Below are 25,670 nucleotides of genomic sequence, written 5' to 3'. Positions count from 1 at the left end.
TTAAAATGATCGCAAACCTCGAACAAATTCTCACCGGCAAAACACGTGAACACCTTGTGCCGTTGCCGAATCCGTTATCGGATAAACACTTTTTGCAAGCTGAGGCGGTTGATGCTTTTCTTACATTGCAGCAGGCGGCAAAAGCAGCCGGTTTTAATTTACAGCCCGCCAGCACTTATCGTGATTTTGATCGCCAAATGTTGATTTGGAATGCAAAATTTAACGGTGAGCGTAAGGTACATGATGATAACGGCTGTGCGATTGATATGGCTAAATTGGACGATTTACAGAAAATTCAAGCGATGATGCGCTGGTCGGCAGTACCTGGTTCAAGCCGTCATCATTGGGGGACGGAAATTGATATTTTTGATCCCGATTTGCTACCGGAAGGGCAACATTTACAGCTTGAGCCTTGGGAATATCAAACCGGCGGTTATTTTGCACCATTAGCCGAATGGCTACATCATAATGCCGAACGCTTTGGTTTCTATTTCCCTTTTGATGGTATTCATAATGCGAAAGTCGGTTATGAGCCTTGGCATATCAGCTATCGTCCGATTTCCGCCGAATATGAAAAGCAATTCAATTACCAGATTTTGCAAAAATCGTGGCAAAATGAACCCCTTGCCGGCAAAGCCTGCTTACTCGAACATTTTAACCGGCTATTTAGCTAATTTTTACAATTAACATAATGACAATTCAACTTATCAACGAATCTTCGAATACCGAGAAATTTCAGCAAATTTGTGACAAATGGCGACTGGTTCACGACCGATCCGCTATTCTTGCGCTAGTTTTAACCGACGAGCGTTTAGAACTACGTAAACTGGACGAACCGAAACTCGGTGCAATTGCCGTGAATTTTGTCGATGGTACTATGGCACACCGCCGTAAATTCGGTGGCGGTCGTAGTGAAGCGGTAGCAAAAGCGGTGGGGATCAAAGGCGATTATTTACCAACAATTATCGATGCGACCGCAGGACTCGGCAGAGATGCTTTTGTATTGGCTTCTGTCGGCTGTAAAGTGTTATTAGTCGAACGCAACCCGATTGTAGCGGCGTTATTGGAAGACGGGTTGGTAAGAGCCTATGCCGATCCGGAAATCGGCGCATTTATGCAAGAACGAATGATTTTAGCCGATGTACGTGACATCTCGTTACTGGACGTAGCACAGCAAGCCGCCGATGTGGTTTATCTCGACCCGATGTATCCGCATAAACAAAAGAGTGCGTTAGTAAAAAAAGAAATGCGAGTATTCCAACATTTAGTCGGTGCGGATTTGGATTCGGATAATTTCTTTATACCGGCAAAAGCACTTGCTCGTAAAAGAGTGGTGGTAAAACGCCCGGATTACGCACCTTTTTTAGCGGAGCAAAAGCCCGATTTTTCACAAACGACAAAAAATCACCGCTTTGACATTTATCTTTCTCATTTAAAATCTGCGTAAATTTTTAACAAAATCAGATCGCTTGTCCTATGAACTTCTAGGCAAATTGTTGTTTTTTTAGTAGGATTACTATCTTTCATTTTTTTAGATCTAACAAGATAAGGTGTTATCGTGCCACAACGTGATTATGCAGCCCGTTCTAACAAAAAAAAGGGTATCAATAAATCGCTTATTTTAGGGATTATTATCTTCTTACTTTTAGCCGGCGGAATCGGACTATGGGTGTTAAAAGAAAATGCGCCCGCACCGGCAATTCCGACCGTCCAGCAAAACCAAGTTACGCCGCCTCAAGGTCCTGCATTACCAAGTCGTCCGGAAGAAGTTTACAGCTACATCCGTGACTTGGAAACCCGTGAAGTATTGACCGATAACAGTCAAAAATCACAAGAAAAATTGGCACAACTTTCCGCAGAGCAAAAACAGCAACTTGAAGCAAAACTCAAGCAGGAAGAAGCTGCACGTTTAGCAGCGGAAAAAGCGCAAACCGAAACGACTACGGCGGAAACGCAAACGGATGCGACGGTACCGGCGGAGCAACAACCCGCAGTGGTTGCCTTAACACCTGAAGAATTGGCCGCTAAAAAAGCCGCCGAGCAAAAGGCGGCAAAATTAGCGGAAGAAAAACGTAAACAAGCCGAATTGAAAAAACAGCAAGAACTTGCCAAACAAAATCAAGTTCCGGTTGAAACGGCAAAACCGGTAGAAACCGCTGCTAGTGCGGAACAACAAGCAAAATTAGCGGCTGAAAAAGCGAAAAAAGCGGAACAGGCTAAAATCGTTGCGAGCGCAGCGAAACCGTCGGATAAACCTGCCGCTCAAGCGGGCAGATTCGGTTTACAATGCGGTGCTTTCAAAAATAAAGCGCAAGCCGAAAATATGCAGGCTCGTTTAGCGATGGCAGGCTTTAATGCACGTATCAGCTCAAGTGCCGATTGGAATCGTGTGTTTGTAGGGCCGGTAGGCGATAGAGCCGCCGCTTCTAACGCACAATCAAACGCTCGCAGTGTGGCGGAATGTGTAATTATTTCGATGTAAAATTACATTACGCATAATAAGCAAAAAGGCTCGAATCATAATGATCGAGCCTTTTCTTTAAGAGACTTAATTTGGTATAGTAGACAAAATGGTTGCTAAAAAGTGGGTTAAAGCCTTATAGTGCAAGGCTTTAACCCACTTTTTTGAAATATGAACAAAAAACTGTACCTTTTGCCATTATTCGAATATCAAAAAACATGGTATTCGAAATCATATCCAACGTTATAAATGTAATATTTGTCATAAAACATTTACCTACCAACAAAAATTAAATGCTACCGATATTTGGTTTGATTATTCGCAAGGAAAACAAACTTATAAAGCACTTGCCATTAAATATCAATGTTCAGTACGAACCATTCAAAGATATATTGAAAAAGCGCCTAAAACGAAATTAAAACCGCCTACTTCTCTTTATTTAAACCTCATTATGGATACTACTTTTTTTCAGTCGAGAATTTGGCGTATTAGTCTTGATGGATTCACACGCTAAAAAAGTGGTTTATCATCAAATTGTCAGGACAGAGAAAGATGTTTATTACAAAATAGCCATTAATCGATTAAGAGAAAAAGGCTATATGATTCAATCTATTACCTGCGATGGCAGACGAGGCTTATTGAAAGATTTACTGGATACGTCTACGCAAATGTGTCAGTTTCATTTAGTGGCAATCGTGATGAGAGCATTGAGAAAAAAACATCAATCCCACGCTGGGAGAGAATTAAAAACGATAGTCAAAACATTAAAAAGCAGCTCAAAAAATGAATTTTATTTACGTTTTTATAATTGGAAACTAAAACATCAGGATTTTTTAAATGAGCGGTCAGATAAACAAAATGAGCAGGGTTATTTTCCCTATAAACATTGAAATGTGAGAAGTGCTTATGCGAGTATTAAACGTTATATGGATTATATTTTTACTTATGAAAAATACCCGGAATTAAATATTGAAAAGACGACAAATAGACTGGAAGGATTATTTAGTGAACTGAAGCGGAAATTAAATAATCATAATGGATTAAGTAAGTCACATAATGTTATGTTTATAAAGGATTTTTTAAATAAAAAGAGTGGCTAAATAAAATAAAAAATACTATTTAGCCACCACTTTGTCCACTTGGCATAGTTTTTCAAAAAATAGCAACCATTTTGTCTACTATGCCCTTAATTTACTTTTTAATTAAAAAAGTCACCGCTTCTACATAACGTTTCACAAATTCGTTGGTTGATGCGGAATCGGCAAAGCCTTCCAAATTGATTTGGTACTGTCCGTTTATGAAAAACGCCGGTACGCCGCGAATTTTAAAATCTTCTGCTAATTGTACTTGTTTGTTTACCAAACCATTTACCGCAAAGCTATTAATGCCATTATCAAAATCCGCTGCACTTACGCCGTTTGCAGTAAATACCGCTTTAATATCGTCCATTGATTTCATTGCATCTTTTTGCGCCGCTTCAAAGAGTGCGGTTTTTACTTTATCTTCCACACCTAACGCCATCGCCAATGCCCATGCACGAGTTAAATTCTCAGACTGACGACCTAAGAAATTCACATGATATTGAACTAATTTTGCATCTTTCGGTAATGCTTGTTTAATTTGGCTTGGAATTTTATAAGTTAATTCGAAATCATAGCAGTGCGGGCAATAGAATGAGAAAAACTCTACCACCTCTTTTTGTGCCGACGGTGCTTGACGAACTTGAGTATATTCTTTACCCTCGACCGGATCTGCCGCTATTGCGGTTGAATTAACTGCAAAAAATGTAGAAAGTGCGACTAAAACTGATTTTAATGCCAATTTTTTCATTATTGTTCCTCGAATAAAAAATAAATGTGCCTGTTAGACTCAACTAATCGTTTAAAATTCCGCGAGCACGTAACAGTGCCGTTTTGAAATCTTCTTCATAATCTTTTTTAATGCCGGGAATCGGCTCGTGTTTATCCGCATTACGCATTTTTAATTGGTAAATTAACACTTCATCACGTAATGCCGCATAGTTATCCGGCTCTCCGACTTCAATCGAAAGTTGTTGTAAAATATCCATCAGATGTAAATCTGGGTTTTTACGCCAATGTTCGCCCAATAACTCAAGTAATTCTTCTAAACGTTTGCATTTCATACTTTGCTTCCTTAAAAATTCTTGTTGAAAAGTGTTCCGAATCATATACTTTTAGCTACACTTTTGCAAAAAACTTGGACCTAAAAATGCTACAAATAGATCAAATTGCCGCAGTAATTTTATCCGGTGGACTTGCTCGCCGTATGAATGGGGCGGAAAAAGGCTTACAGCTCTTACAGGGCAAACCGCTGATTGCGCATATTGTAGAGCGTCTTATCCCGCAGATCGCTCGGATTCATTTAAATATCAACCGTTCGCAGGCAGAATATCAAACACATTTCCCTCAATTGCCTTTTTATTGTGATAGTTTAAGCGATTTCCAAGGCCCTTTGAGCGGAATGTTGTCCGCCTTTGAAAAGATTAACAGCAAATACCTGTTATTCGTCCCGTGTGATACGCCGTTCTTACCAAATAATTTAGTGAAAAAACTGTCGGTTGCATTAGCGATTAATCAAGCTCAAATTGCTTATGTGCATGACGGTGAGCGAGCGCATCCTACCGTTGCCTTGATTCATCGTTCGGTAGCTGAATCGCTTCGTCACTATCTGGCAAACGGTGAGCGTCGTTTATTCCAATTTTTTCAAACGCAAAAAAGTGTTGCGGTAGATTTCTCCGAGCAAAAAGCTGCTTTTCAAAATATGAATACCTTTGCCGATTTGGAAAATGTGAGTTTAACGGCTACCAACACGCCAAAATTATTGGGCATTACCGGTTATAGCGGCACCGGCAAAACTACCTTATTGGAAAAATTAATTCCAAAATTGACCGCTTGTCAGATTAAAGTCGGGCTAATTAAACATTCGCATCACAATGTCGAAGTAGATAAACCGGGCAAAGATAGCCACCGCTTGCGTGTAGCAGGTGCGAATCCGACTATGGTTGTCTGTGAGGAACGATGGGCATTAATGACCGAAACACCAACACAAGCGGTCGATTTTCAGCAATTAATTGCAAAATTTGATCCTGAAACCGTAGATTTGATTTTGGTGGAAGGCTTTAAACACGAACCGATTGCCAAGATTCAGCTACATCGCCAAGCAATTGAAAAGCCGTTACCGGAGCCGGATGAGTGGACGATTGCGACAGCGACCGATTATCCGCTCGCTCGAGATAATAGCTTAGATATTAATGACATTGAACAGATTGCGGATTTTATTCGACAATGGCTTAAAAGCTAAAAGAAAGCGGTAAGATTTTCAGTAAATCTTACCGTTTGTTGCTTATTTAAGACCGAGCTTTTTCTCGAGGTAGTGGATATTAGTACCACCTTGACGGAAGTTCTCGTCTTCCATAATCAGATTGTGTAATGGAATATTGGTTTTGATACCTTCCACAATTGTTTCTGATAAGGCATTTTGCATACGGCGGATCGCAATATCACGATCTTCTGCAAAAGTAATCAATTTACCGATCATTGAATCGTAATGCGGTGGTACGGTATAACCGTTATAAATGTGAGAATCCCAACGTACCCCTAAACCGCCCGGCACGTGTAAACGCGTGATTTTACCCGGTGAAGGTAAGAAGGTATTCGGATCTTCTGCATTGATACGGCATTCCATTGCGTGACCTTTCACTTTGATGTCTTCTTGTTTGATTGAAATCGGAAGACCTGCCGCTACACGTAATTGCTCTTTTACTAAGTCCACACCGGTGATCATTTCCGTAACCGGATGCTCTACTTGTAAACGGGTATTCATTTCGATGAAATAGAATTCGCCGTTTTCAAATAAGAATTCGAATGTACCCGCACCACGATAGCCGATTTCACGACACGCATTCGCACAACGCTCACCGATGAATTTACGTAATTCAGGGGTAATACCCGGTGCTGGTGCTTCTTCCACCACTTTTTGGTGACGGCGTTGCATTGAACAGTCACGTTCCGCTAAATAAACCGCATTACCGTGTGTATCCGCTAAAACTTGGATTTCAATATGGCGTGGATTTTCTAAATATTTTTCCATGTACACCATATCGTTATTAAATGCCGCTTTCGCTTCCGCTTTGGTCATTGCGATAGATTCTTCGAGATCTTTCTCGTTGTATACCACACGCATACCACGACCGCCGCCGCCGCCGGACGCCTTAATAATAACCGGATAACCGATACGTTTTGCAATTTCTTTGTTTTTTACCGGATCGTTACCCACTGGGCCATCAGAACCCGGTACACAAGGAACGCCCGCTTTTTTCATTGCATTGATTGCCGATACTTTATCACCCATTAAACGAATCACATCAGCAGTCGGGCCGATAAAGGTAAAGCCTGAGTTTTCCACTTGCTCTGCAAAATCCGCATTTTCAGATAAGAAACCGTAACCCGGGTGGATTGCGTCTGCGTTAGTCACTTCTGCAGCGGCAATGATCATTGGAATATTTAAGTAACTTTTTACTGAAGGTGCCGGGCCGATACAAATCGTTTCGTCCGCTAAAAGCACGTGTTTTAATTCACGGTCAGCCGTTGAGTGAACCGCAACCGTTTTGATACCAAGCTCTTTACATGCACGTAAAATACGTAATGCGATTTCGCCGCGGTTTGCAATGACAACTTTTTCTAACATTGGAGTTTTCCCCTTTTGCCAAGGAAAGAACGGAACACTCGGAAGCCGTTGCAAGCGGTTAATTTTGTCGATTTTTTTACAAAATTCGAGAGAAAACAGACCGCTTGTTCAACTGACAATATTCCGTGTATTCCGTCATTTCCGTGCTGAATAAATTATTCGATGATGATAAGTTTTTGGTCGAATTCAACCGCTTCGCCGTCGTTTACTAAAATCGCTTTAACCACACCGGCTTTATCCGATTCGATACGGTTCATCATTTTCATTGCTTCAACGATACATAACGCATCACCGATATTTACCGTTTGACCTACTTCGATAAACGGTTTTGCATCCGGGCTTGGGCTACGGTAGAAGGTACCTACCATTGGTGAAAGCACTGCGTGACCGCTTACTTCCGCCGGTGCCGCCGCAACCGGAGCTGCTTGTGCAACAGGTGCCGCCGCAGGTGCGGGCGCAACCGCCGCCGCTTGCGGTGCCGCAACGTATTGTACCGCCGCCGAAGCCGATTGTGCACGACTAATACGTACCGTACCTTCTTCTTCAGACACTTCCAACTCGGTAATGCCCGATTCTTCAACTAATTCGATAAGTTTTTTGATTTTGCGAATATCCATAGTGAGATTCCGTTTTTATAGTCAATTAAAAAAGAGAAACTCCGCACAACATTATGCAGAGTAAAAATCTTGCCTAGATTACTCCAATTTCGCCAATTTTGCGAATAAAATCTTGCAAAATTGGCGAAATTATCGGGAATTTGCGACTCATCGTAGCAGTTAAAAGGAAACTATTTTAAGAGTTCGTCATTCTTTTTATAGTTCCATTTACTACGAGGTTTATCAATATATTGGAAATATTCATTGGTAAAAGTACCTTGCGCGCACGTCGTTTTATCACGACGAGTATTGACACTTTTCGTACCGAGCGCAACATTTAACGTTTCCGGTCCGGTCATTACAAATACCCCGCCTTCGATACGGCGATTTTCGATATTGCTGATAATAATTTCCAACGTATCTTTTAAGATCGGGTGACCTTTCTCGCAAGCTAAAAAGAAATTGGTATATTTGTCACGACGTTTAATTAAGACTTCTTGATCGTTTTCCCGAATAATTTGCGAGATAGGAAAAACTAAATGTCCGTCGATATCAATATAAACTCCGCCCTCTTGCAATAAAGTAAACACTCGCCAAAAATCGGCTTGCGCCGCACCGTCGGTGAGCTTACTGTAAGCGTTAAAGGTACGCGTATCGGCATTTTCTTTAATATAGGTTTCACGTTCTTCGGTACTGACATAGCGATAGTCGTAACTTAGCGACATTAAACGGTTAAACAGATAATTCGCATAGACCGGCAATGTTACTTTGTTTGAATAATTGGTTTGCCAAATCGTTTTTGTGATTCGGGTATTTTGTTTCGATTTGATTTTTGCCGGACTGTATTCCGGAATAGTAAAACGAAGTTTCGGGAAAAGCGCATGGAACGGGTAACTTAATACTTTAACAATATTCCCGAACAAGCGTTCTAACCCGTTACAGACGACAATCAGCGATTCATATTTCACCGGATTAGCCATTCATCATTTCTCCTAATTGTATTTTTTGTAATTCTGAAATTGCGAAGTCGAGCGCATAATCGTAACCTTTTGCACCTAAACCGCAAATCACGCCTTTTGCAACATCACTTAGATAAGAATGATGGCGAAAAGGTTCACGGGCATGTACATTTGAAAGATGAACTTCGATAAACGGAATAGATACTGCCAACAACGCATCACGAATTGCCACGCTGGTATGGGTAAATGCGCCCGGATTAATAATAATGAAGTCGGTATTTTGAAATGCTTGATGAATACGATTAATCAGCGACTCTTCTCCGTTCGCTTGAAAATAATCCAATTCGTAGCCTTGTGCCTGTGCCGATTGTTGTAAGTGTTGTTCAATATCTGAGAGGGTCTGCGAGCCGTAAATATGCGGTTCGCGTTTACCTAACATATTTAAATTAGGGCCGTTTAACAGAAGAATTTTTTTCATATTGATTCCTTACAAGCGGTAAAAAAATCCCCCTCTTTTGCAAGGAGGGGGCAGAAGGATTTAATTACTCTTCGATGGTACGAAGTAATTCGTTGATACCCACTTTACCTAAAGTTTTCGCATCAACTTTTTTCACGATAACCGCACAATATAGGCTGTATTTACCGCATTTTGACGGAAGGCTACCGGAAACAACCACAGAACCCGCCGGTACGCGACCGTAGTGGATTTCGCCGGTTTCACGGTCATAAATACGGGTTGATTGACCGATAAATACGCCCATTGAGATTACACAACCGTCTTCTACGATGACGCCTTCAACCACTTCCGAACGTGCGCCGATAAAGCAGTTGTCGCCGATAATCGTCGGGTTTGCTTGTAACGGCTCTAATACGCCGCCGATACCTACGCCGCCTGATAAGTGAACGTTTTTACCGATTTGTGCGCATGAACCTACGGTTGCCCAAGTGTCCACCATTGTACCTTCGCCTACGTATGCGCCGATGTTTACATAAGACGGCATTAATACGCAGTTTTTAGAAATGTATGCGCCTTTACGTACGGTTGCAGACGGTACTACACGGAAACCTTCTTGTGCAAAACGTTCTTCGGTGTAATCGGCAAATTTTAATGCAACTTTGTCGTAATATTTGGTTTCCGCACCGTCAATAATTTGGTTGTCATTGATACGGAATGAAAGTAAAACCGCTTTTTTTAACCACTGATGAGTTACCCACTCACCGTCAATTTTTTCTGCTACACGATATTTACCGCTATCTAAACCTTCGATAACTTCTTCGATTGCAGCACGAGTTTCTGCATCAACTGTTTTTGGTGTGATTTCAGCACGACGCTCAAATGCCGCTTCGATAATTGCTTGTAAAGACATTGTTGTGTTCCTTTAATGTAAATGGAAATTATGAGAGAAAATCGGCTTCAATTTTTAACATAAATAGCCGTTTTTTGCTACTAGAAAAAAGGCAATCGGTCGAATCGGCAAAACTTTTTGCAAAATTCTATGTAAATCCGACCGCTTGAATACCCCTTAATCTTAGTAAATGCGAACTAAGGCGCACTATATTGAAAGTTCGTCTAATCCGCCTTTCCGTAATGCTTTTGCAAAATCTCACTCAATAGGTTGAATACGTGTAGCACGCGTATCGGAGTGTTTTCTTGCTGCGGACGATAGATAAACAGTTTCCAGTCCGGAATCGCTAACTCGGGAAATAAAATCGTTAATCTTCCCGCTTTGGTATGCGATGCATAATGATACTCGGGCAACATACCGACCGCCAACCCTTGCAACACCACCGCTAAATTACTGTAACTTTCCGAACTCATAAAATACGGATCTTTTACGATAAAACTCTGTGTCGGTGTGTTAAACCAATGCCACGCTTTACCGGTTTGCGGATTAATTTCTACACACAATGGGAAACGGGTTTGCAGATCATTCAGATCTTGCGGTCGTCCTAATTTTGCCAGCAATTTCGGGCTTACTACGATACGTTCTTTAATCGTACAAATTTCTCGGGCAATAAAGTGCGGTTCCATCTGCATACTGATCCGAATACCGATATCAATTTGTTTGGTTACGCTGTTATACAATGCGGTATCCGGTCGCCAGTCAATATGTAATTGAGGATGATCCGCCAAGGCTTCCAGTAACTCGGCTAAAATCAGATCATTATTCGGTAAACGGGGTAAAGTGATCCGCACCGTGCCGCGTAGAGATTCTTTAAAGTCGGTTTGGAACAAAGTCTCGGTCGCTTTTAGCCACATCTGTGCATCCGCCAAAAAGGCTTTACCGAAATCGGTTAAAGAAATATTACGGGTATTACGTTTAAATAACGGTTCACCTAATTGCTGTTCCAGCTCGGCAATCATACGCGTCACGACTTGCGGTGAAATCGCCAAACGGTTTGCCGCTTCACGAAAATGCAATGTTTCCGCCGCAATACAGAAGTAACGTACCGCTTCCACTTTATCGAGCATACTCTCCCCACTTTATTCCTTAAACAGGAATTCTTTATTCGTAATTTATTCATTGTATAGGAATAAATCACTTTTTAGAATGCTTAAATAAATAGTGATATGAGGAGAAACCAATATGCAAAATTTTAATTACTTTACTCCGACCAAAATCGTATTCGGTAAAAACACCGAACAACAAGTCGGCGAATTAATTCAAGCACAACATTGCAAAAAAGTGTTGATTCATTACGGTAGCCAAAGTGCGAAAAAATCCGGTTTATTGGATCGTATTAAAGCGTCATTAGATAACGCCGGTATCGCTTATATTGAATTGGGTGGTGTCGTACCGAATCCGTTATTGTCTTTGGTATATCAAGGTATTGAATTATGCAAGCAAGAAGGCGTTGATTTTATTCTCGCCGTAGGCGGCGGTAGTGTTATCGACTCGGCAAAAGCGATTGCTTACGGCGTAGCGGAAGAAGGCGATGTTTGGGAGCTGTATGACCGTAAACGTCAAGCAACCGCTTGTTTGCCGGTTGCAACCGTTTTAACCATTTCAGCCGCCGGTAGTGAAATGAGTGAAAGCTCGGTCATTACTAAAGATGAAGACGGAATTAAACGCGGTTATAGTAATAACTTATCTCGCCCGAAATTCTCAATTTTAAATCCGGAATTAACTGCGACCTTACCGGCATATCAAACCGCAAGCGGTAACGTAGATATTTTAATGCATACGATGGAACGTTATTTCACACCGAACAGTACCATGGAAATTACCGATACGATTGCGGAAAGTATTTTAAAAACCGTGATGAAAAATGCACAAATCTTAGTGAAAGATCCGCAAAATTACCAAGCCAGAGCAGAAATTATGTGGTGCGGTAGCCTGTCGCACAATGGTTTAACCGGCTGCGGCGGCGGTAACGGCGATTGGGCGACACATATGTTGGAACACGAGCTAAGCGGTATGTTTGATGTCACTCACGGTGCCGGTTTAGCTGCGATGTGGGGACACTGGGCAAGATATGTTTACCAAGATATTTTACCTCGCTTTGAACGTTTTGCGACTCAAGTAATGGGTGTTACACCAGAAACTACCGCAGAACAAACTTCTCTAAAAGGTATTACAGCAATGGAAGATTTCTTCCGCAGTATTAATATGCCGACCAACCTCACCGAACTAGGCATCAATCCAAGTACGGAACAAATTGCCGAAATGGCACAAAAATGCAGTATCGCCTCAAAAGGTAGTATCGGTGCGGCAAAAACTTTATATGAAGCGGATATGGTCGCAATTTATACTGCGGCGAAAGAGGCATAATAAGTATATTCCGTGGTAAAAATGCACTACGGAATATACTGACAACGCGAAATTAATCTTATCGCAAAAAAACCAGAGCCACAGGCTGATCCTAACCACGTACGGCTCGTGCGTGGTAAACAAAAATTCCTAACTGGTTAATTTTTAAAAGAAATCCCCCTCATTAGCAAAGAGGGGTCAGGGGAGATTTGACAGTTGATAGGCATAAAAACCTAATAAGACTTTTTAACTGATTACCCCCTCTCCCTGATTTTTCTTCTAAACAAAGAAAAATCTGTCCCTCTCCCACGAGGGGCGAGGGTGTCCGTACATTCATCGAAAATAAACCACATCGCAGAAACCCTCAGAGCCACAGCGTGGCTCACTCAGCCGTAGGCTGATCCTAACCACGTACGGCTTGCCGTGCGTGGTAAAAAATCCGTACGCTCTGTGGTAAAAATCTAAATCTGCTCGGCGGTATAACTGAGTTTCTCAATCGCTTTAATCATCTGCTCTACCGATACATTCTCATTAGCGATAATTTTGACTTTGCGTTCTTTCATATTCGCTTTGGTCGAAATCACCCCGTCAATCGCACGCAATTCTTTATTAACCAAATAGATACATAATTGGCAGGTCATTTCTTTAATGTAGAAATTTACTTCTTTTTGTGCCTGCTGTTCGGTTGTCACATTATTGGTTGATACCGCTTCATTGGCATAAACAAGCGGTGAAATTCCGACAGAAAAAAGCAAAGTAAACAGTAATTTTTTCATGCTAATAACCAAGGCAAAATAAAAGGATAGCTCAGAAAAAACAGAATAATCGCAAAAGCAATCCAATACAAAATCATCAAAGTTCGGCGAGAACAATATTTAGTACAGATAATTTTCTTGGAAAACATCAGTAACCAAAAGCCATAACCGAACGCACCGAGCGAAACGAATAATAACGGCAGCTGTAAATATTCATATTCGCTAAGGCTAACCAACCACGGCGAAGAAATACCGAACACCAGATAAACCAGCGGTGCGATACAGCATAACGTAGAACTTACCGCCGCGACCAGCGCAGCGGTAAGCGAGGCAAAAAAGCGATTATTTGAGTTCTTTTGAGATAAGCTCATAACCAAACTCTTTTGCATCAAACGAATTAAGCGGATCGCCGCCGACCTCAGCATACGGATAACCGAAATTATTAATCGGTGTTAGTTCCGGTTGTGGATATAAGTCAAAATCACGTGCATGGTTAAAGCCCATCCAGTTTGCTTCCCAGTTACCGAATAAGTATTTTGAAACCGCTTGCGTATCGGCATCATTGACCGCTTTTTTCTCAGCTAAACGCATTTTTGCTACGTCTGCCGAATCGGCCGGTACCCAACCGAAGCCGGCTAAATAAAATTCGGCACGACAGTGCTGCCCGCTATTTTCATTCGCAATCCCGTCTTTTGAACTACCGAAGGCAGTTTTAGAGAATTTTGACATTTTCGGCGCAGCGCCTAAGCGGATACCGAATACTTCACGTGCCGGAATATCGGAAGCACGGGCTAAAGCAACAAATACCGAGTTAATATCGGTACATTTGCCTTTTAACACGCCGGTAGTGAGCATTTTTTCCACATCACCGTCACCACAGCCCAATACGGAATTATCACGTTCCATATTTTCCACAATCCATTTATGAATCAGTTCAGCTTTTTTCAGCGGGTTGGTTTCTTTGCCGACAATTTTGTCCGCATATTGCTTCACAATGCCGTCAGTTTTAATGTGAGTAGTCGGTTTGAGATACTCTTGTACATCCACCGAATAAATAATTTTTTCCGGCGGCTGATAACCGTTTAAAGCCCCTGTCGCCATCGGTTCACGGTCTTTGGTTTGCACCACTAATTTCACTTTTAACAAACGTTTTTGCGCTTTTTCATCCCAATTGGCGAACAATGTTTTCGCACCGTATTGGTTATTTTCGGTGATATAGGCTTTGTTGTAGTTACCCTCAAATTCAATTGATTTAACATCTTGATAATCGTTACTGAACGGTAGAGGCACCCATAAATTGGTTTCGCCTTTTGAACCTTGCGGCACAACGAGATCGTAATTTTGATTAAATTCGTAGGTATGAGTGGTGGTGTTATGGTTTGGAACTTGGTTGGCGAATGCAGCCGAGCTTGCCAGCAAAGTGGCTAATAGCAGTTTTTTCATGATGGGTCCTTAAATAAACAAACTTGTTATATTTCATTCGGAATGAATGAGACTTGCGCATCATAGACTAAAAACTATCAATAAGGAATAGGTTGGTAGAAATTTTCTACAAAAACAATAAGCGGTCAGAATTTCATTAAAATTTGCAAAAATTCAACAAAATCCGACCGCTTGTTTTAGCCTTTTTTCTCATTGGAATAATGGATTCGCCACAACATTCGAGCATCCAAATTACTTGAGGCAATCATCGTTAGAAATACCGCCGCCCCGAAGAAAAATGCCGCATCACCGACCGAGAAACTAAGAATTTGCCCGCGTTCCAATAACGACATCATCAATGCCAAGACAAATAAATCCAGCATTGACCAACGTCCGACAAAATGCACGTAATGTAACGCTTTCATCTGCCAATGAATCGGGTGTTTCCACTTGTAATGAATCGCTAACAATAAATATAAAATTATCGCCACTTTACTGAACGGCACGGCGATACTTGCAATAAACACGATGGCGGCAACCGTGTAACTGCCTAAACTGATAAAAGTCAGTACGCCTGAAAAAAGCGTATCGGCGGAAACCGAACCGGCTAATCCTGTGGAGGAAATCGGTAAAAGATTCGCCGGAACCATCATCACCACACCGGCTAATAAACACGCCCACACACGTTGCAATTTTACATTATCGGGAATTGCCAAATTGCTTTCGCAGCGAGGGCAACGTCGGCGACCTTTTAAATCGACGATTTGTTCGTCGAATGTATATTCGCAGGTCGGACACAAACTGACGTTACCTTGGTGACCGCCTAATAAAGTATGGTACTCCGGATAAAAATCTTCCCACATTCTTTTCGGATTAATTTTAATAAACAGTAAGGTGGTTAAAATCGTCACAATCACAAATGCGCTTAAATGTACGCTAAAGCTGAGATCGGCATAATCCCGTATTTTAAACGCCGCCACCGCCAACGCGACCAAATAGACGTCCAACATCACCCATTCTTGGATCTTAGTTAGAAAAATCAACGTATAACGCGGTCGTTGCGCCAATAAACGTTGTAACCGAATGGAAAGTACCAATAATGCAAAAGCAATCGGAAACACGACCGAACAAAGCAACACCATAAAAGCGGTATAAGAATAACCTTCGGTCGCCATTTTCCACACGCCGCCCCATACTGTGGCATGAATCGGTACACCGAGTAAATCGATACTCATTAACGGAAAAGTCAGCGCAAACGGCAACAAAATTAAAATGGCAATCGCAATAATCGAACAGCGACCTAAGCTCCAACTGTTTGCCGGACGTAAAACATCGTGGCAATTCGGGCAAACCGCCGTTTGAAACGGAATATTCGCCGGTATTTTCACCACCGTTTCGCATTCCGGACAACGTTGCAAAGTAATCTGATTTATTCTCATCTATTTATCCTATACTTTTATTACGGCGATATTCTAACATTCATCTTACAAGCGGTCATTTTTTGTCAAAAATTAGCACCCCATATTGCAAATAATGCAATATTAAATCCCGATAATATCAATTTACGCAACATGAAAACGGCGTATAATCGATTGCATAACAACATAACAATGTGTAAACACAACATCATAAAACAACACACTCAACATCATACATATAAATAAGGAAGCACAAAATGGCTAACTATTTCAACACATTAAACTTACGTCAAAAATTAGACCAACTCGGTCGTTGCCGTTTTATGGATCGTAACGAGTTTGCAGACGGCTGCAATTTCTTAAAAGGCAAGAAAATCGTTATCGTAGGTTGTGGTGCGCAAGGTTTAAACCAAGGTTTAAATATGCGTGATTCCGGTTTAGACATTAGCTATGCGTTACGTGCGGAAGCCATTGCTGAAAAACGTGCGTCATTTACTCGTGCAACCGAAAACGGTTTCAAAGTCGGCACATACCAAGAATTAATTCCAACCGCTGACTTAGTTATCAACTTAACGCCGGATAAACAACACTCAAAAGTGGTTGCAGATGTTGTTCCGTTAATGAAACAAGGTTCTGCATTCGGTTACTCGCACGGTTTCAACATTGTTGAAGAAGGTGAGCAAATTCGTAAAGATATTACTGTTGTGATGACAGCGCCAAAATGTCCGGGTACGGAAGTACGTGAAGAATATAAACGTGGTTTCGGTGTACCGACACTTATCGCAGTTCACCCTGAAAATGACCCGAAAGGTGAAGGTATGGCAATCGCAAAAGCGTGGGCATCAGCAACCGGTGGTGACCGTGCAGGCGTATTGGAATCTTCATTCGTAGCGGAAGTTAAATCCGACTTAATGGGCGAGCAAACAATCCTTTGCGGTATGTTACAAGCAGGTTCAATCGTATGTTACGACAAATTAGTGGCAGACGGAAAAGATCCGGCATACGCAAGCAAATTAATCCAATACGGTTGGGAAACGATTACCGAAGCGTTAAAACAAGGCGGTATCACCTTAATGATGGACCGTTTATCAAACGCTGCGAAAATCCGTGCTTTTGAATTAAGTGAAGAAATCAAAATTCAATTAAACGACCTTTACTTAAAACATATGGACGACATCATCAGCGGTGAATTCTCATCAACCATGATGGCTGACTGGGCAAACGGTGACGTGAACTTATTCAAATGGCGTGAAGAAACCGGTAAAACCGCATTCGAAAATTCACCGAAAGCAGACGGCATCAAAATTTCCGAACAAGAATACTTTGATAACGGCGTAGTTATGGTTGCAATGGTGAAAGCGGGTGTAGAAATGGCATTCGATGCAATGGTTGCAAGCGGTATCTACGAAGAATCGGCATACTATGAGTCATTACACGAATTACCGTTAATCGCAAATACCATCGCTCGTAAACGTTTATATGAAATGAACGTGGTAATTTCAGATACGGCGGAATACGGTAACTACTTATTCTCTCATGTTGCAACGCCGATTCTTGCAGAAAAATTAATCCCGATGTTACAAAAAGGCGACTTAGGCGAACCGACACCGGCTGCTGAAATCGACAACGTTTACTTACGTGATATCAACGATGCAATCCGTAACCATCCGGTTGAATTAATCGGTCAAGAGTTACGTGGTTATATGACGGATATGAAGCGTATTTCATCACAAGGTTAATTAAAAATTAATCAAAAGCCTACTTCGCAAGAAGTGGGCTTTTTGTTATTCAAGCCGCTTACCGCTATCAATGGTAAGTGATATGCATAATAGCTTATAAATTATAAGTTGTTTTAAGCAAATATATCTCTATCGGTAAGTAAAAAATTAATTGTAGATCATTAAAAAACGGATAAAAAAATCTATTTTTTGAGTGAATTACGCATAAAAAATGATCTAAATTATAGGTTTAGTTGTATTTTTCAATTTTTATTTGGTAGAATACAACTGTAATAAAAGCTTAATTATTTTGAGATACACATAAAATAATTTACGGCTTTATTCATTATCCCTTTTAGGTTAGGGATTTGTCTTTAATAGATGACGATAAATTTAGAGGATCATCAAAATGAAAAAATCATTAGTTGCTTTAACAGTATTATCGGCTGCAGCGGTAGCTCAAGCAGCGCCACAACAAAATACTTTCTACGCAGGTGCGAAAGCAGGTTGGGCGTCATTCCATGATGGTATCGAACAATTAGATTCAGCTAAAAACACAGATCGCGGTACAAAATACGGTATCAACCGTAATTCAGTAACTTACGGCGTATTCGGCGGTTACCAAATTTTAAACCAAGACAAATTAGGTTTAGCGGCTGAATTAGGTTATGACTATTTCGGTCGTGTGCGCGGTTCTGAAAAACCAAACGGTAAAGCGGACAAGAAAACTTTCCGTCACGCTGCACACGGTGCGACAATCGCATTAAAACCTAGCTACGAAGTATTACCTGACTTAGACGTTTACGGTAAAGTAGGTATCGCATTAGTAAACAATACATATAAAACATTCAATGCAGCACAAGAGAAAGTGAAAACTCGTCGTTTCCAAAGTTCTTTAATTTTAGGTGCGGGTGTTGAGTACGCAATTCTTCCTGAATTAGCGGCACGTGTTGAATACCAATGGTTAAACAACGCAGGTAAAGCAAGCTACTCTACTTTAAATCGTATGGGTGCAACTGACTACCGTTCGGATATCAGTTCCGTATCTGCAGGTTTAAGCTACCGTTTCGGTCAAGGTGCGGCACCGGTTGCAGCTCCGGCAGTTGAAACTAAAAACTTCGCATTCAGCTCTGACGTATTATTCGCATTCGGTAAATCAAACTTAAAACCGGCTGCGGCAACAGCATTAGATGCAATGCAAACCGAAATCAATAACGCAGGTTTATCAAATGCTGCGATCCAAGTAAACGGTTACACGGACCGTATCGGTAAAGAAGCTTCAAACTTAAAACTTTCACAACGTCGTGCGGAAACAGTAGCTAACTACATCGTTTCTAAAGGTGCTCCGGCAGCTAACGTAACTGCAGTAGGTTACGGTGAAGCAAACCCTGTAACCGGCGCAACATGTGACAAAGTTAAAGGTCGTAAAGCATTAATCGCTTGCTTAGCACCGGATCGTCGTGTTGAAGTTCAAGTTCAAGGTACTAAAGAAGTAACTATGTAATTTAGTTAATTTTCTAAAGTTAAATTAGTAACCCTCTTGCTTATTTAAGCAAGAGGGTTATTTTTTTGTTCCATTTTAATTAGTGCTACTCTTCCTGTGTTTATATTTGTGTTTATGATAAACTCTTCATAACTTTTATTCACTTATAGATGAAAATGAAATACAGCTTAACCCCTTTCCATACCTTTCATTTAGCGGCAAATGCAAGCAAAATCGTTGAATTCAGCAGTGTCGAACAATTACTTAACGAATGGCAAACCGCCGTAAACAATCATCAGCCGGTACTGATTTTAGGACAAGGCTCAAATGTGATTTTCTTAGATGATTTTGACGGTTGCGTATTCATCAATAAATTAAAAGGTATCGAACATCACGAAGATGAACAATTCCATTATTTGCATGTGCAAGGCGGTGAAAATTGGCATGAACTGGTGAAATGGACCTTGGCAAACAATATTGCAGGTCTTGAGAATCTCGCGCTCATTCCAGGGGTTGCCGGTTCTGCGCCGATTCAAAATATCGGTGCTTACGGGGTGGAATTTGAACGTGTGTGTGATTTTGTCGAAGTGCTGAATTTACGCACCGGCGACATTTTCCGTTTAACCAAACAAGAGTGCCAATTCGGTTATCGTGAAAGTGTGTTTAAACACCAGTACAAAGATGAATTTGCGATTCTCTCGGTCGGCATCAAATTGGCAAAAGTATGGCAGCCGGTATTAAATTACGGCTCATTAACTCAATTTGATCCGCAAAGCGTGACGCCTCAACAAGTGTTTGACGAAGTGTGTGCGGTACGTTCGGCAAAATTACCGAATCCGGACGAGTTTGGTAATGCCGGTAGTTTCTTCAAGAACCCAGTGATTGATGCTGCAAAATTCGTGCAAATTCAGACCGCTTACCCGAATATTCCAAACTATCCGCAAGCAGACGGCGCAGTAAAATTGGCCGCGGGTTGGTTGATTGACCAATGCGAATTGAAAGGCTTTCAATTAGGCGGTGCGGCGGTACATGAAAAACAAGCGTTGGTACTGATTAATAAGCAAGCGGCAGCTGGTTCAGATGTAGTGGCATTAGCGAAAGAAGTACGCCGCCGTGTACGTGAAAAATTCGGAGTTGAGCTGCATCCGGAAGTGCGTTTTATGGGCAAAAACGGCGAAGTGAATAGCGAAGAAGTCACGAGATAACCAAAGTTATGAGCAAATTAAACCAATCTCAGATCCAAACGGCGTTATTGTGCGGGCAAACGTTGGTGTTTGATGAAATTGATTCGACTAACGAATATTTGCTTAAACACTATCAAACCTTGCCACAAGGTTCGGTATGTTTAGCGGAGCAACAAACCGCCGGCAGGGGCAGGCGTGGGCGCACTTGGTATTCTCCGCAAAGTGAAAATGTCTATTTTTCGATTTTATGGCATTACCCGACTGAAGACGCTGCGCATATTTCTTCGCTGAGCTTGGTAATTTCGTTGATTATTGCCGAAAGTTTGCAAGCGCAACAGGTGGAAAATATCCAAATCAAATGGCCGAACGATATTTATTATTGCGGCAAAAAAATGGGTGGGATTTTGATTGAAACCAAAGCGGATCGCAGCGGAATCCATTTAGTGATCGGCATCGGTTTAAATTTGGGCATGACCAAAGTGGATGAAAAGATCGTGACCCAAGCGTGGTCCGATTTATCCGACTATCAATTTGATCGCAATGCGTTGGTTTGTCGTCTCGCGTATGAATTGCAAAAAAATCTCAAAATTTACCCGCTTGTCGGCTTTGAACATTATGCAGAGCGTTGGCAAACGTTTGATATTTTTCGTGATCAGCCGGTAAAACTGGTGACGGAAGGTAACGAAATTCACGGTATCTCGCGTGGTATAAGCCAACAGGGCGAATTACTGCTCGAGCAAAACGGCGTGATAACACCGTTCGGAATCGGCGAGATGTCTTTAAGAGCGGAATAACGTTTTATAGGTCTTATCCAGCTCTCTTATTTGCAAAAAATAAAGAGAGCTTTTTCATTTCTGTGATCTGCGCCACACTTTCACAAAAAATTTACATCTAATTATATCCTTATTAACAATTTTGATTTAAAATCTAAATGCTAATTATTTCTATTTTAATTAAAACAGTATAAGGAAGTATCTATGATTATTTCATCAGCCAATGACTATCGTGAAGCGGCGCGTCGCCGCGTTCCCCCGTTTATGTTTCATTATGCGGACGGCGGATCATTCTCTGAACGCACGTTAGAACGTAACGTAACTGATCTTGCCGATCTGGCATTACGTCAGCGCGTATTAAAAGATATGTCACAGCTTGATACCGAAATCGAATTATTCGGGGAAAAACTGGCGATGCCGGCGGTATTAGCACCGGTGGGCGCTTGCGGTATGTATGCTCGCCGTGGCGAAGTGCAGGCGGCGCAGGCGGCGGAAAATAAAGGCATTCCGTTCACGCTTTCCACGGTATCAATTTGCCCGATTGAAGAAGTGACCGCTGCAATTAAACGCCCGATGTGGTTCCAGCTTTATGTGCTAAAAGACCGCGGTTTTATGAAACACGTGTTAGAACGTGCCAAAGCGGCAGGTTGTTCAACCTTAGTGTTTACCGTGGATATGCCGACACCGGGCGCACGTTATCGTGATCGCCATTCGGGTATGAGCGGTGATTACAAAGAAATTCGCCGTGCATTACAAGCGGTAACTCACCCGTTCTGGGCGTGGGATGTCGGTATTAAAGGTAAACCGCATACGCTTGGTAACGTTTCGGCTTATACCGGTAAAGCGGTGGGTTTAGATGATTACGTGGTGTGGTTAGGCGAAAACTTCGACCCGTCAATTTCGTGGAAAGATTTGGAATGGATTCGTGATTTCTGGGACGGTCCGATGGTAATCAAGGGCATTTTAGATCCTGAAGATGCGAAAGATGCGGTACGTTTCGGCGCAGACGGTATTGTGGTTTCAAATCACGGCGGTCGCCAACTAGACGGTGCATTATCCAGCGCAAGAGCTTTACCTTCGATTGCCGATGCGGTAAAAGGCGATATTAAAATTCTTGCCGACTCGGGCATTCGTAACGGCTTAGATATTGTACGTATGCTCGCATTAGGCGCGGACGCTACTATGCTCGGACGTGCGTTTGTGTACGCTCTCGGCGCAGCGGGCAAAGCCGGCGTGGAAAATATGTTAGATATTTTCAAGAAAGAAATGCACGTTGCAATGACCCTTACCAGCAACCAAAAAATCAGCGACATCACCCGTGATGCACTGGTTGATTTAAGCAAGCTGTAATATCATTTCTCAATATAAGAAAGCGGTTAAATTTGCAAACTTTTAGGCAAAATTAACCGCTTATCTCTATATCTAACCTTCAGGCATAGTAGACAAAAAGGTTGGTAAAAAGTGGGTTAAAGCCTTATAGTACAAGGCTTTAACCTACCTTTTTGAAATATGAATAAAAACTTGCCCTTTTTGTCAATCTTCCAAAACACAAAAGTATGGCTTTAAAAATAAGCTTCAACGTTATAAATGTTCAGCTTGCAATAAAATATTTACCTTAACATCTAAATTAAATTCGACCCAAATTTGGTTGGATTATTCTGTTGGAAAACAAACATATCAACAACTCGCTAATAAATATCAGTGTTCAGTAAGAACGATTCAACGATATTTAGAAAAGGCTCCTAAAGCCTTCTTAAAAGCCCCTCAAAATAAATATTTAAACTTAATTATTGATACTACTTTCTTTCATCGTGATTTTGGCGTGATGGTTTTTATTGATAGCCTTTCAACCAAAGTGGTTTATCACCAAATTGTGAAAACGGAAAAAGATATTTATTACAAGAAAGCCATCAATCATTTAAGAGAAAAAGGCTATATTATTCAATCAATTACCTGTGATGGCAGGCGTGGCTTATTGAAAGATTTAATGAATACGCCCACGCAAATGTGCCAATTTCATTTAGTAGCAATCGTGATGAGAGCATTAAGAAAAAAGCATCAATCGCACGCAGGAAGAGAATTAAAAACGATAATAAAGACGTTAAAAGCCAGTTCAAAAAATGAATTTTATTTAAAAATACATCACTGGAAAATAAAACATAAAGCCTTTTTAGAGGAACGGTCAGATAAACCGAATGAAAAAGGAAAATATCCTTATAAACATCGTAATGTGAGAAGTGCTTATACAAGTATAAAACGTTATATGGATTATATTTTTACGTATGAAAAGTATCCTGAGTTAAATATTGAAAAGACGACAAATCGAATAGAAGGATTATTTAAAGAATTAAAAGACAAATTACGCCCACATAGCGGATTAACGAGAAAGCATAAGATATTGTTTATACAGGACTTTTTAAATAAAAAGAGTCGGTAAAAATTTCTAAACATAATCATTACCAACCCTTTTGTCCAATAGAGGCATAGTTCGACAAAATACCAACCTTTTTGTCTACTATGCCAACCTTCATACAACCTAGATCATAAATTCAATCAATTCATTTTGTACAAAGAAATTTAATAATAACGGTTGAAAATAAACTTCATCGCCTATGCAAAATTGTTCTTGTCCGAATTGAGCATAGCTGACGGATATTTCTATCGGCTCGTGATTTTTATGTAACACCTCTAAAAATACCGTAGGGCCGGCGGTGTGTACTCGGGAGATCACGCCTTTTAACGTATTTTCAATTTTATTTTTAGTTATTGCCATTTCATGTGGACGTACATAAACCACTACATCATCAGTAGCATAACATTGTTCGATTGGTTTTTTAAACGTATCAATATGTAACACGCCGTCTAAAATATAACCGTGTAAAATATTTACATCGCCCAGAAAATTTGCCACAAATGCACTTCTCGGCTGTTTATAAACCTGTTCCGGCGTGCCGATTTGCTCGATTTGTCCTTTATTCATCAGAATGATTTTATCCGCCACCTCAAGCGCTTCATCTTGATCGTGAGTCACAAAAATACTGGTGAGGTTAATTTCATGATGAAAATCACGCAACCAACGGCGCAAATCTTTACGCACTTTCGCATCTAAAGCGCCGAACGGCTCGTCTAACAACAATACTTTCGGTTCGGTTGCGATCGCTCTCGCCAAGGCAACTCGCTGGCGTTGACCGCCGGAAAGCTGATCAGGATAGCGTCCACCAATATGTTCCAGCTGAATTAATGCCAAGAGATTTTTAACTTTCGTTTGAATTTCCGCTTCGGATAAACGTTCTTGTTTTGGCTTCATTCGTAAGCCGAAAGCAATATTGTCGGCAATCGTCATATGGCGAAACAGGGCATAATGTTGAAATACAAAGCCGATATCCCGTTCTTTCGCCGATAACTGAGTCACATCGCAATCATCAAATAAAATTTGACCGCTTGTTGCAGTTTCCAGTCCGGCAATAATACGTAACAACGTGGTTTTTCCGCAACCGGACGGCCCGAGTAAGGCGGTCAGTTCACCATTTTGAATACTAAAATCAATATTGTTTAGTGCTTGGAATTGTCCAAAGCGCTTATTAATTTGTTTAACGCTAATTGCCATAATTGCCCCACTATCGTGCTAATTTCGCCTCTGTCCACTGACGAATAAATAATAAAATTAAAGATAAACCGAGTAATAAAATCGCAACCGAAAACGCCGCTACAATGTTGTATTCGTTGTATAAAATTTCGATTTGCAGCGGTAAGGTGTTAGTTAATCCCCGTATATGTCCCGATACTACCGAAACCGCCCCGAATTCGCCTAACGCACGAGCGGTACAGAGTACCACGCCGTGTAATAACGCCCATTTGATATTCGGTAAAGTGACGTGGTAGAAAGTTTGCCAGCCGTTTGCGCCCAATACCGCCGCCGCTTCTTCTTCCATTGTGCCTTGTACTTCCATAATCGGAATCAGTTCTCGTGCGACAAAAGGCACGGAAACAAATAGGGTGGTTAAAATAATGCCCGGAATAGCATAAACGATTTGAAAATCGACCGCTTGTAAGTGCGGATAAAGCCAACTCTGTGCGCCGAATAACAACACGTAAATCAGTCCTGCTACCACCGGTGAAATCGAAAAAGGTAAATCAATTAAGGTAAGCAAAAGCTGTCTGCCTTTAAATTGATATTTAGTCACAGCCCAAGCTGCGGCAATGCCGAAAATGATATTCAGCGGTACGGCAATAGCGGCGGCTAACAAGGTAAGTTTTAGCGCAGCAAGCGTATCTTCCTCGCCGATTGAGGCAAGGAAAAAATTCAAGCCTTTTGCCAACCCTTGTGAAATTACCACCAATAACGGTAAAAGTAGCAAAATCACAAATAGCAGAATCGCTAAGCCGATTAATAGCCTTTCAACAAGCGGTCGTTTTTTGAGTAAACTTTGCATATTCCTTCC

General features: G+C 41.3%; 27 protein-coding genes. 13 read left to right on the top strand and 14 right to left on the bottom strand.

Annotated elements, in window-relative coordinates; all coding sequences use genetic code 11:
* The first annotated feature begins 5 nt into the window (after positions 1–5).
* From DRF63_RS10255 to DRF63_RS10240, 5 genes are all read left to right on the top strand, one after another.
* Entirely contained in the window at positions 6–674 is a 669-nt protein-coding gene (locus DRF63_RS10255; RefSeq protein WP_005599534.1) for a M15 family metallopeptidase, read from the top strand.
* A gap of 17 nt (positions 675–691) precedes the next feature.
* On the top strand, positions 692–1,447 hold the full coding sequence (locus tag DRF63_RS10250; RefSeq protein ID WP_005599532.1) for a class I SAM-dependent methyltransferase: 756 nt from the start codon (positions 692–694) through the stop codon (positions 1,445–1,447).
* 111 nt (positions 1,448–1,558) lie between these two features.
* Entirely contained in the window at positions 1,559–2,482 is a 924-nt protein-coding gene (gene ftsN / locus DRF63_RS10245) for a cell division protein FtsN (protein WP_005599530.1), read from the top strand.
* Between the two features lie 187 nt (positions 2,483–2,669).
* On the top strand, positions 2,670–2,975 hold the full coding sequence (locus DRF63_RS11475) for a transposase-like zinc-binding domain-containing protein (protein WP_414973572.1): 306 nt from the start codon (positions 2,670–2,672) through the stop codon (positions 2,973–2,975).
* A complete protein-coding gene (locus DRF63_RS10240; protein WP_005599528.1) occupies positions 2,959–3,351 on the top strand; it encodes a transposase in 393 nt (130 codons plus the stop codon). Before DRF63_RS11475 ends, DRF63_RS10240 begins: the two co-directional genes overlap by 17 nt.
* Before the next feature lie 301 nt (positions 3,352–3,652).
* Here the strand turns inward: DRF63_RS10240 and dsbA are convergent, their stop codons facing one another.
* Both dsbA and DRF63_RS10230 read right to left on the bottom strand, forming a co-directional pair.
* Entirely contained in the window at positions 3,653–4,291 is a 639-nt protein-coding gene (gene dsbA / locus DRF63_RS10235) for a thiol:disulfide interchange protein DsbA (protein WP_005599526.1), read from the bottom strand.
* Between the two features lie 43 nt (positions 4,292–4,334).
* Positions 4,335–4,604, bottom strand: a complete 270-nt coding sequence (locus DRF63_RS10230) for a YihD family protein (protein ID WP_005599524.1) — start codon at positions 4,602–4,604, stop codon at positions 4,335–4,337.
* 86 nt (positions 4,605–4,690) lie between these two features.
* Between DRF63_RS10230 and mobA the strand changes: the two genes are divergently transcribed.
* On the top strand, positions 4,691–5,782 hold the full coding sequence (gene mobA, locus DRF63_RS10225; protein WP_005599523.1) for a molybdenum cofactor guanylyltransferase MobA: 1,092 nt from the start codon (positions 4,691–4,693) through the stop codon (positions 5,780–5,782).
* Positions 5,783–5,824: 42 nt separating this feature from the next.
* Here mobA and accC read toward each other — a convergent pair whose 3' ends face one another.
* The 6 genes from accC to DRF63_RS10195 form a co-directional block, all read right to left on the bottom strand.
* Positions 5,825–7,168 (bottom strand): acetyl-CoA carboxylase biotin carboxylase subunit, encoded by a 1,344-nt coding sequence (gene accC / locus DRF63_RS10220; RefSeq protein WP_005599522.1) that lies wholly within the window; start codon positions 7,166–7,168, stop codon positions 5,825–5,827.
* A gap of 155 nt (positions 7,169–7,323) precedes the next feature.
* A complete protein-coding gene (gene accB / locus DRF63_RS10215) occupies positions 7,324–7,785 on the bottom strand; it encodes an acetyl-CoA carboxylase biotin carboxyl carrier protein (protein WP_005599520.1) in 462 nt (153 codons plus the stop codon).
* Positions 7,786–7,955: 170 nt separating this feature from the next.
* A complete protein-coding gene (locus tag DRF63_RS10210; RefSeq protein WP_005599519.1) occupies positions 7,956–8,744 on the bottom strand; it encodes a glycosyltransferase family 32 protein in 789 nt (262 codons plus the stop codon).
* Positions 8,737–9,201, bottom strand: coding sequence for a type II 3-dehydroquinate dehydratase (gene aroQ / locus DRF63_RS10205; protein WP_005599518.1), 465 nt, complete (start codon positions 9,199–9,201; stop codon positions 8,737–8,739). Before aroQ ends, DRF63_RS10210 begins: the two co-directional genes overlap by 8 nt.
* 64 nt (positions 9,202–9,265) lie before the next feature.
* Positions 9,266–10,090, bottom strand: a complete 825-nt coding sequence (gene dapD / locus DRF63_RS10200; protein ID WP_005599515.1) for a 2,3,4,5-tetrahydropyridine-2,6-dicarboxylate N-succinyltransferase — start codon at positions 10,088–10,090, stop codon at positions 9,266–9,268.
* A 203-nt stretch (positions 10,091–10,293) separates the two neighbouring features.
* The gene (locus tag DRF63_RS10195) at positions 10,294–11,196 is read right to left on the bottom strand and encodes a LysR family transcriptional regulator (protein WP_005599514.1); all 903 of its coding nucleotides are present in this window, start codon (positions 11,194–11,196) and stop codon (positions 10,294–10,296) included.
* Positions 11,197–11,311: 115 nt separating this feature from the next.
* On the opposite strand from DRF63_RS10195, the gene DRF63_RS10190 reads away from it, so the two are divergent.
* A complete protein-coding gene (locus DRF63_RS10190; protein WP_005599513.1) occupies positions 11,312–12,496 on the top strand; it encodes an iron-containing alcohol dehydrogenase in 1,185 nt (394 codons plus the stop codon).
* 440 nt (positions 12,497–12,936) lie between these two features.
* Here the strand turns inward: DRF63_RS10190 and DRF63_RS10185 are convergent, their stop codons facing one another.
* The 4 genes from DRF63_RS10185 to DRF63_RS10170 form a co-directional block, all read right to left on the bottom strand.
* Positions 12,937–13,251 carry a heavy-metal-associated domain-containing protein gene (locus tag DRF63_RS10185; RefSeq protein ID WP_005599512.1) on the bottom strand — a complete coding sequence of 105 codons (315 nt, stop codon included), beginning with the start codon at positions 13,249–13,251 and terminating at the stop codon, positions 12,937–12,939.
* Complete coding sequence (locus tag DRF63_RS10180) at positions 13,248–13,601, bottom strand: mercuric transporter MerT family protein (RefSeq protein WP_005599511.1); 354 nt, start codon at positions 13,599–13,601, stop codon at positions 13,248–13,250. Before DRF63_RS10180 ends, DRF63_RS10185 begins: the two co-directional genes overlap by 4 nt.
* On the bottom strand, positions 13,573–14,673 hold the full coding sequence (locus DRF63_RS10175; protein WP_005599510.1) for a transglutaminase-like domain-containing protein: 1,101 nt from the start codon (positions 14,671–14,673) through the stop codon (positions 13,573–13,575). The genes DRF63_RS10180 and DRF63_RS10175 overlap by 29 nt, the downstream gene beginning before the upstream one ends.
* A gap of 176 nt (positions 14,674–14,849) precedes the next feature.
* Positions 14,850–16,091, bottom strand: a complete 1,242-nt coding sequence (locus tag DRF63_RS10170; protein ID WP_043991927.1) for a paraquat-inducible protein A — start codon at positions 16,089–16,091, stop codon at positions 14,850–14,852.
* A 236-nt stretch (positions 16,092–16,327) separates the two neighbouring features.
* On the opposite strand from DRF63_RS10170, the gene ilvC reads away from it, so the two are divergent.
* From ilvC to DRF63_RS10140, 6 genes are all read left to right on the top strand, one after another.
* Positions 16,328–17,809, top strand: a complete 1,482-nt coding sequence (ilvC, locus tag DRF63_RS10165) for a ketol-acid reductoisomerase (protein WP_005599506.1) — start codon at positions 16,328–16,330, stop codon at positions 17,807–17,809.
* A 388-nt stretch (positions 17,810–18,197) separates the two neighbouring features.
* Positions 18,198–19,292 carry a porin OmpA gene (gene ompA, locus DRF63_RS10160; protein WP_005599504.1) on the top strand — a complete coding sequence of 365 codons (1,095 nt, stop codon included), beginning with the start codon at positions 18,198–18,200 and terminating at the stop codon, positions 19,290–19,292.
* A 149-nt stretch (positions 19,293–19,441) separates the two neighbouring features.
* On the top strand, positions 19,442–20,476 hold the full coding sequence (gene murB / locus DRF63_RS10155) for a UDP-N-acetylmuramate dehydrogenase (RefSeq protein WP_005599502.1): 1,035 nt from the start codon (positions 19,442–19,444) through the stop codon (positions 20,474–20,476).
* Between the two features lie 8 nt (positions 20,477–20,484).
* Positions 20,485–21,249 (top strand): biotin--[acetyl-CoA-carboxylase] ligase, encoded by a 765-nt coding sequence (locus DRF63_RS10150; protein ID WP_005599499.1) that lies wholly within the window; start codon positions 20,485–20,487, stop codon positions 21,247–21,249.
* A gap of 183 nt (positions 21,250–21,432) precedes the next feature.
* Positions 21,433–22,578, top strand: a complete 1,146-nt coding sequence (gene lldD, locus DRF63_RS10145) for an FMN-dependent L-lactate dehydrogenase LldD (RefSeq protein WP_005599497.1) — start codon at positions 21,433–21,435, stop codon at positions 22,576–22,578.
* A 163-nt stretch (positions 22,579–22,741) separates the two neighbouring features.
* On the top strand, positions 22,742–23,665 hold the full coding sequence (locus DRF63_RS10140; RefSeq protein WP_420000839.1) for an IS256 family transposase, variant Zn-binding type: 924 nt from the start codon (positions 22,742–22,744) through the stop codon (positions 23,663–23,665).
* A gap of 99 nt (positions 23,666–23,764) precedes the next feature.
* Here DRF63_RS10140 and DRF63_RS10135 read toward each other — a convergent pair whose 3' ends face one another.
* Together DRF63_RS10135 and cysW are read right to left on the bottom strand one after the other, a co-directional pair.
* Positions 23,765–24,835, bottom strand: a complete 1,071-nt coding sequence (locus DRF63_RS10135; protein ID WP_005599489.1) for a sulfate/molybdate ABC transporter ATP-binding protein — start codon at positions 24,833–24,835, stop codon at positions 23,765–23,767.
* A gap of 10 nt (positions 24,836–24,845) precedes the next feature.
* Positions 24,846–25,661 carry a sulfate ABC transporter permease subunit CysW gene (gene cysW / locus DRF63_RS10130; RefSeq protein ID WP_005599488.1) on the bottom strand — a complete coding sequence of 272 codons (816 nt, stop codon included), beginning with the start codon at positions 25,659–25,661 and terminating at the stop codon, positions 24,846–24,848.
* Positions 25,662–25,670: the final 9 nt, after the last annotated feature.

The sequence above is a fragment of the Actinobacillus pleuropneumoniae genome, assembly GCF_003290385.1.
Classification (GTDB): domain Bacteria; phylum Pseudomonadota; class Gammaproteobacteria; order Enterobacterales; family Pasteurellaceae; genus Actinobacillus; species Actinobacillus lignieresii.
This window is presented reverse-complemented; position numbering and strand designations above follow the sequence as displayed.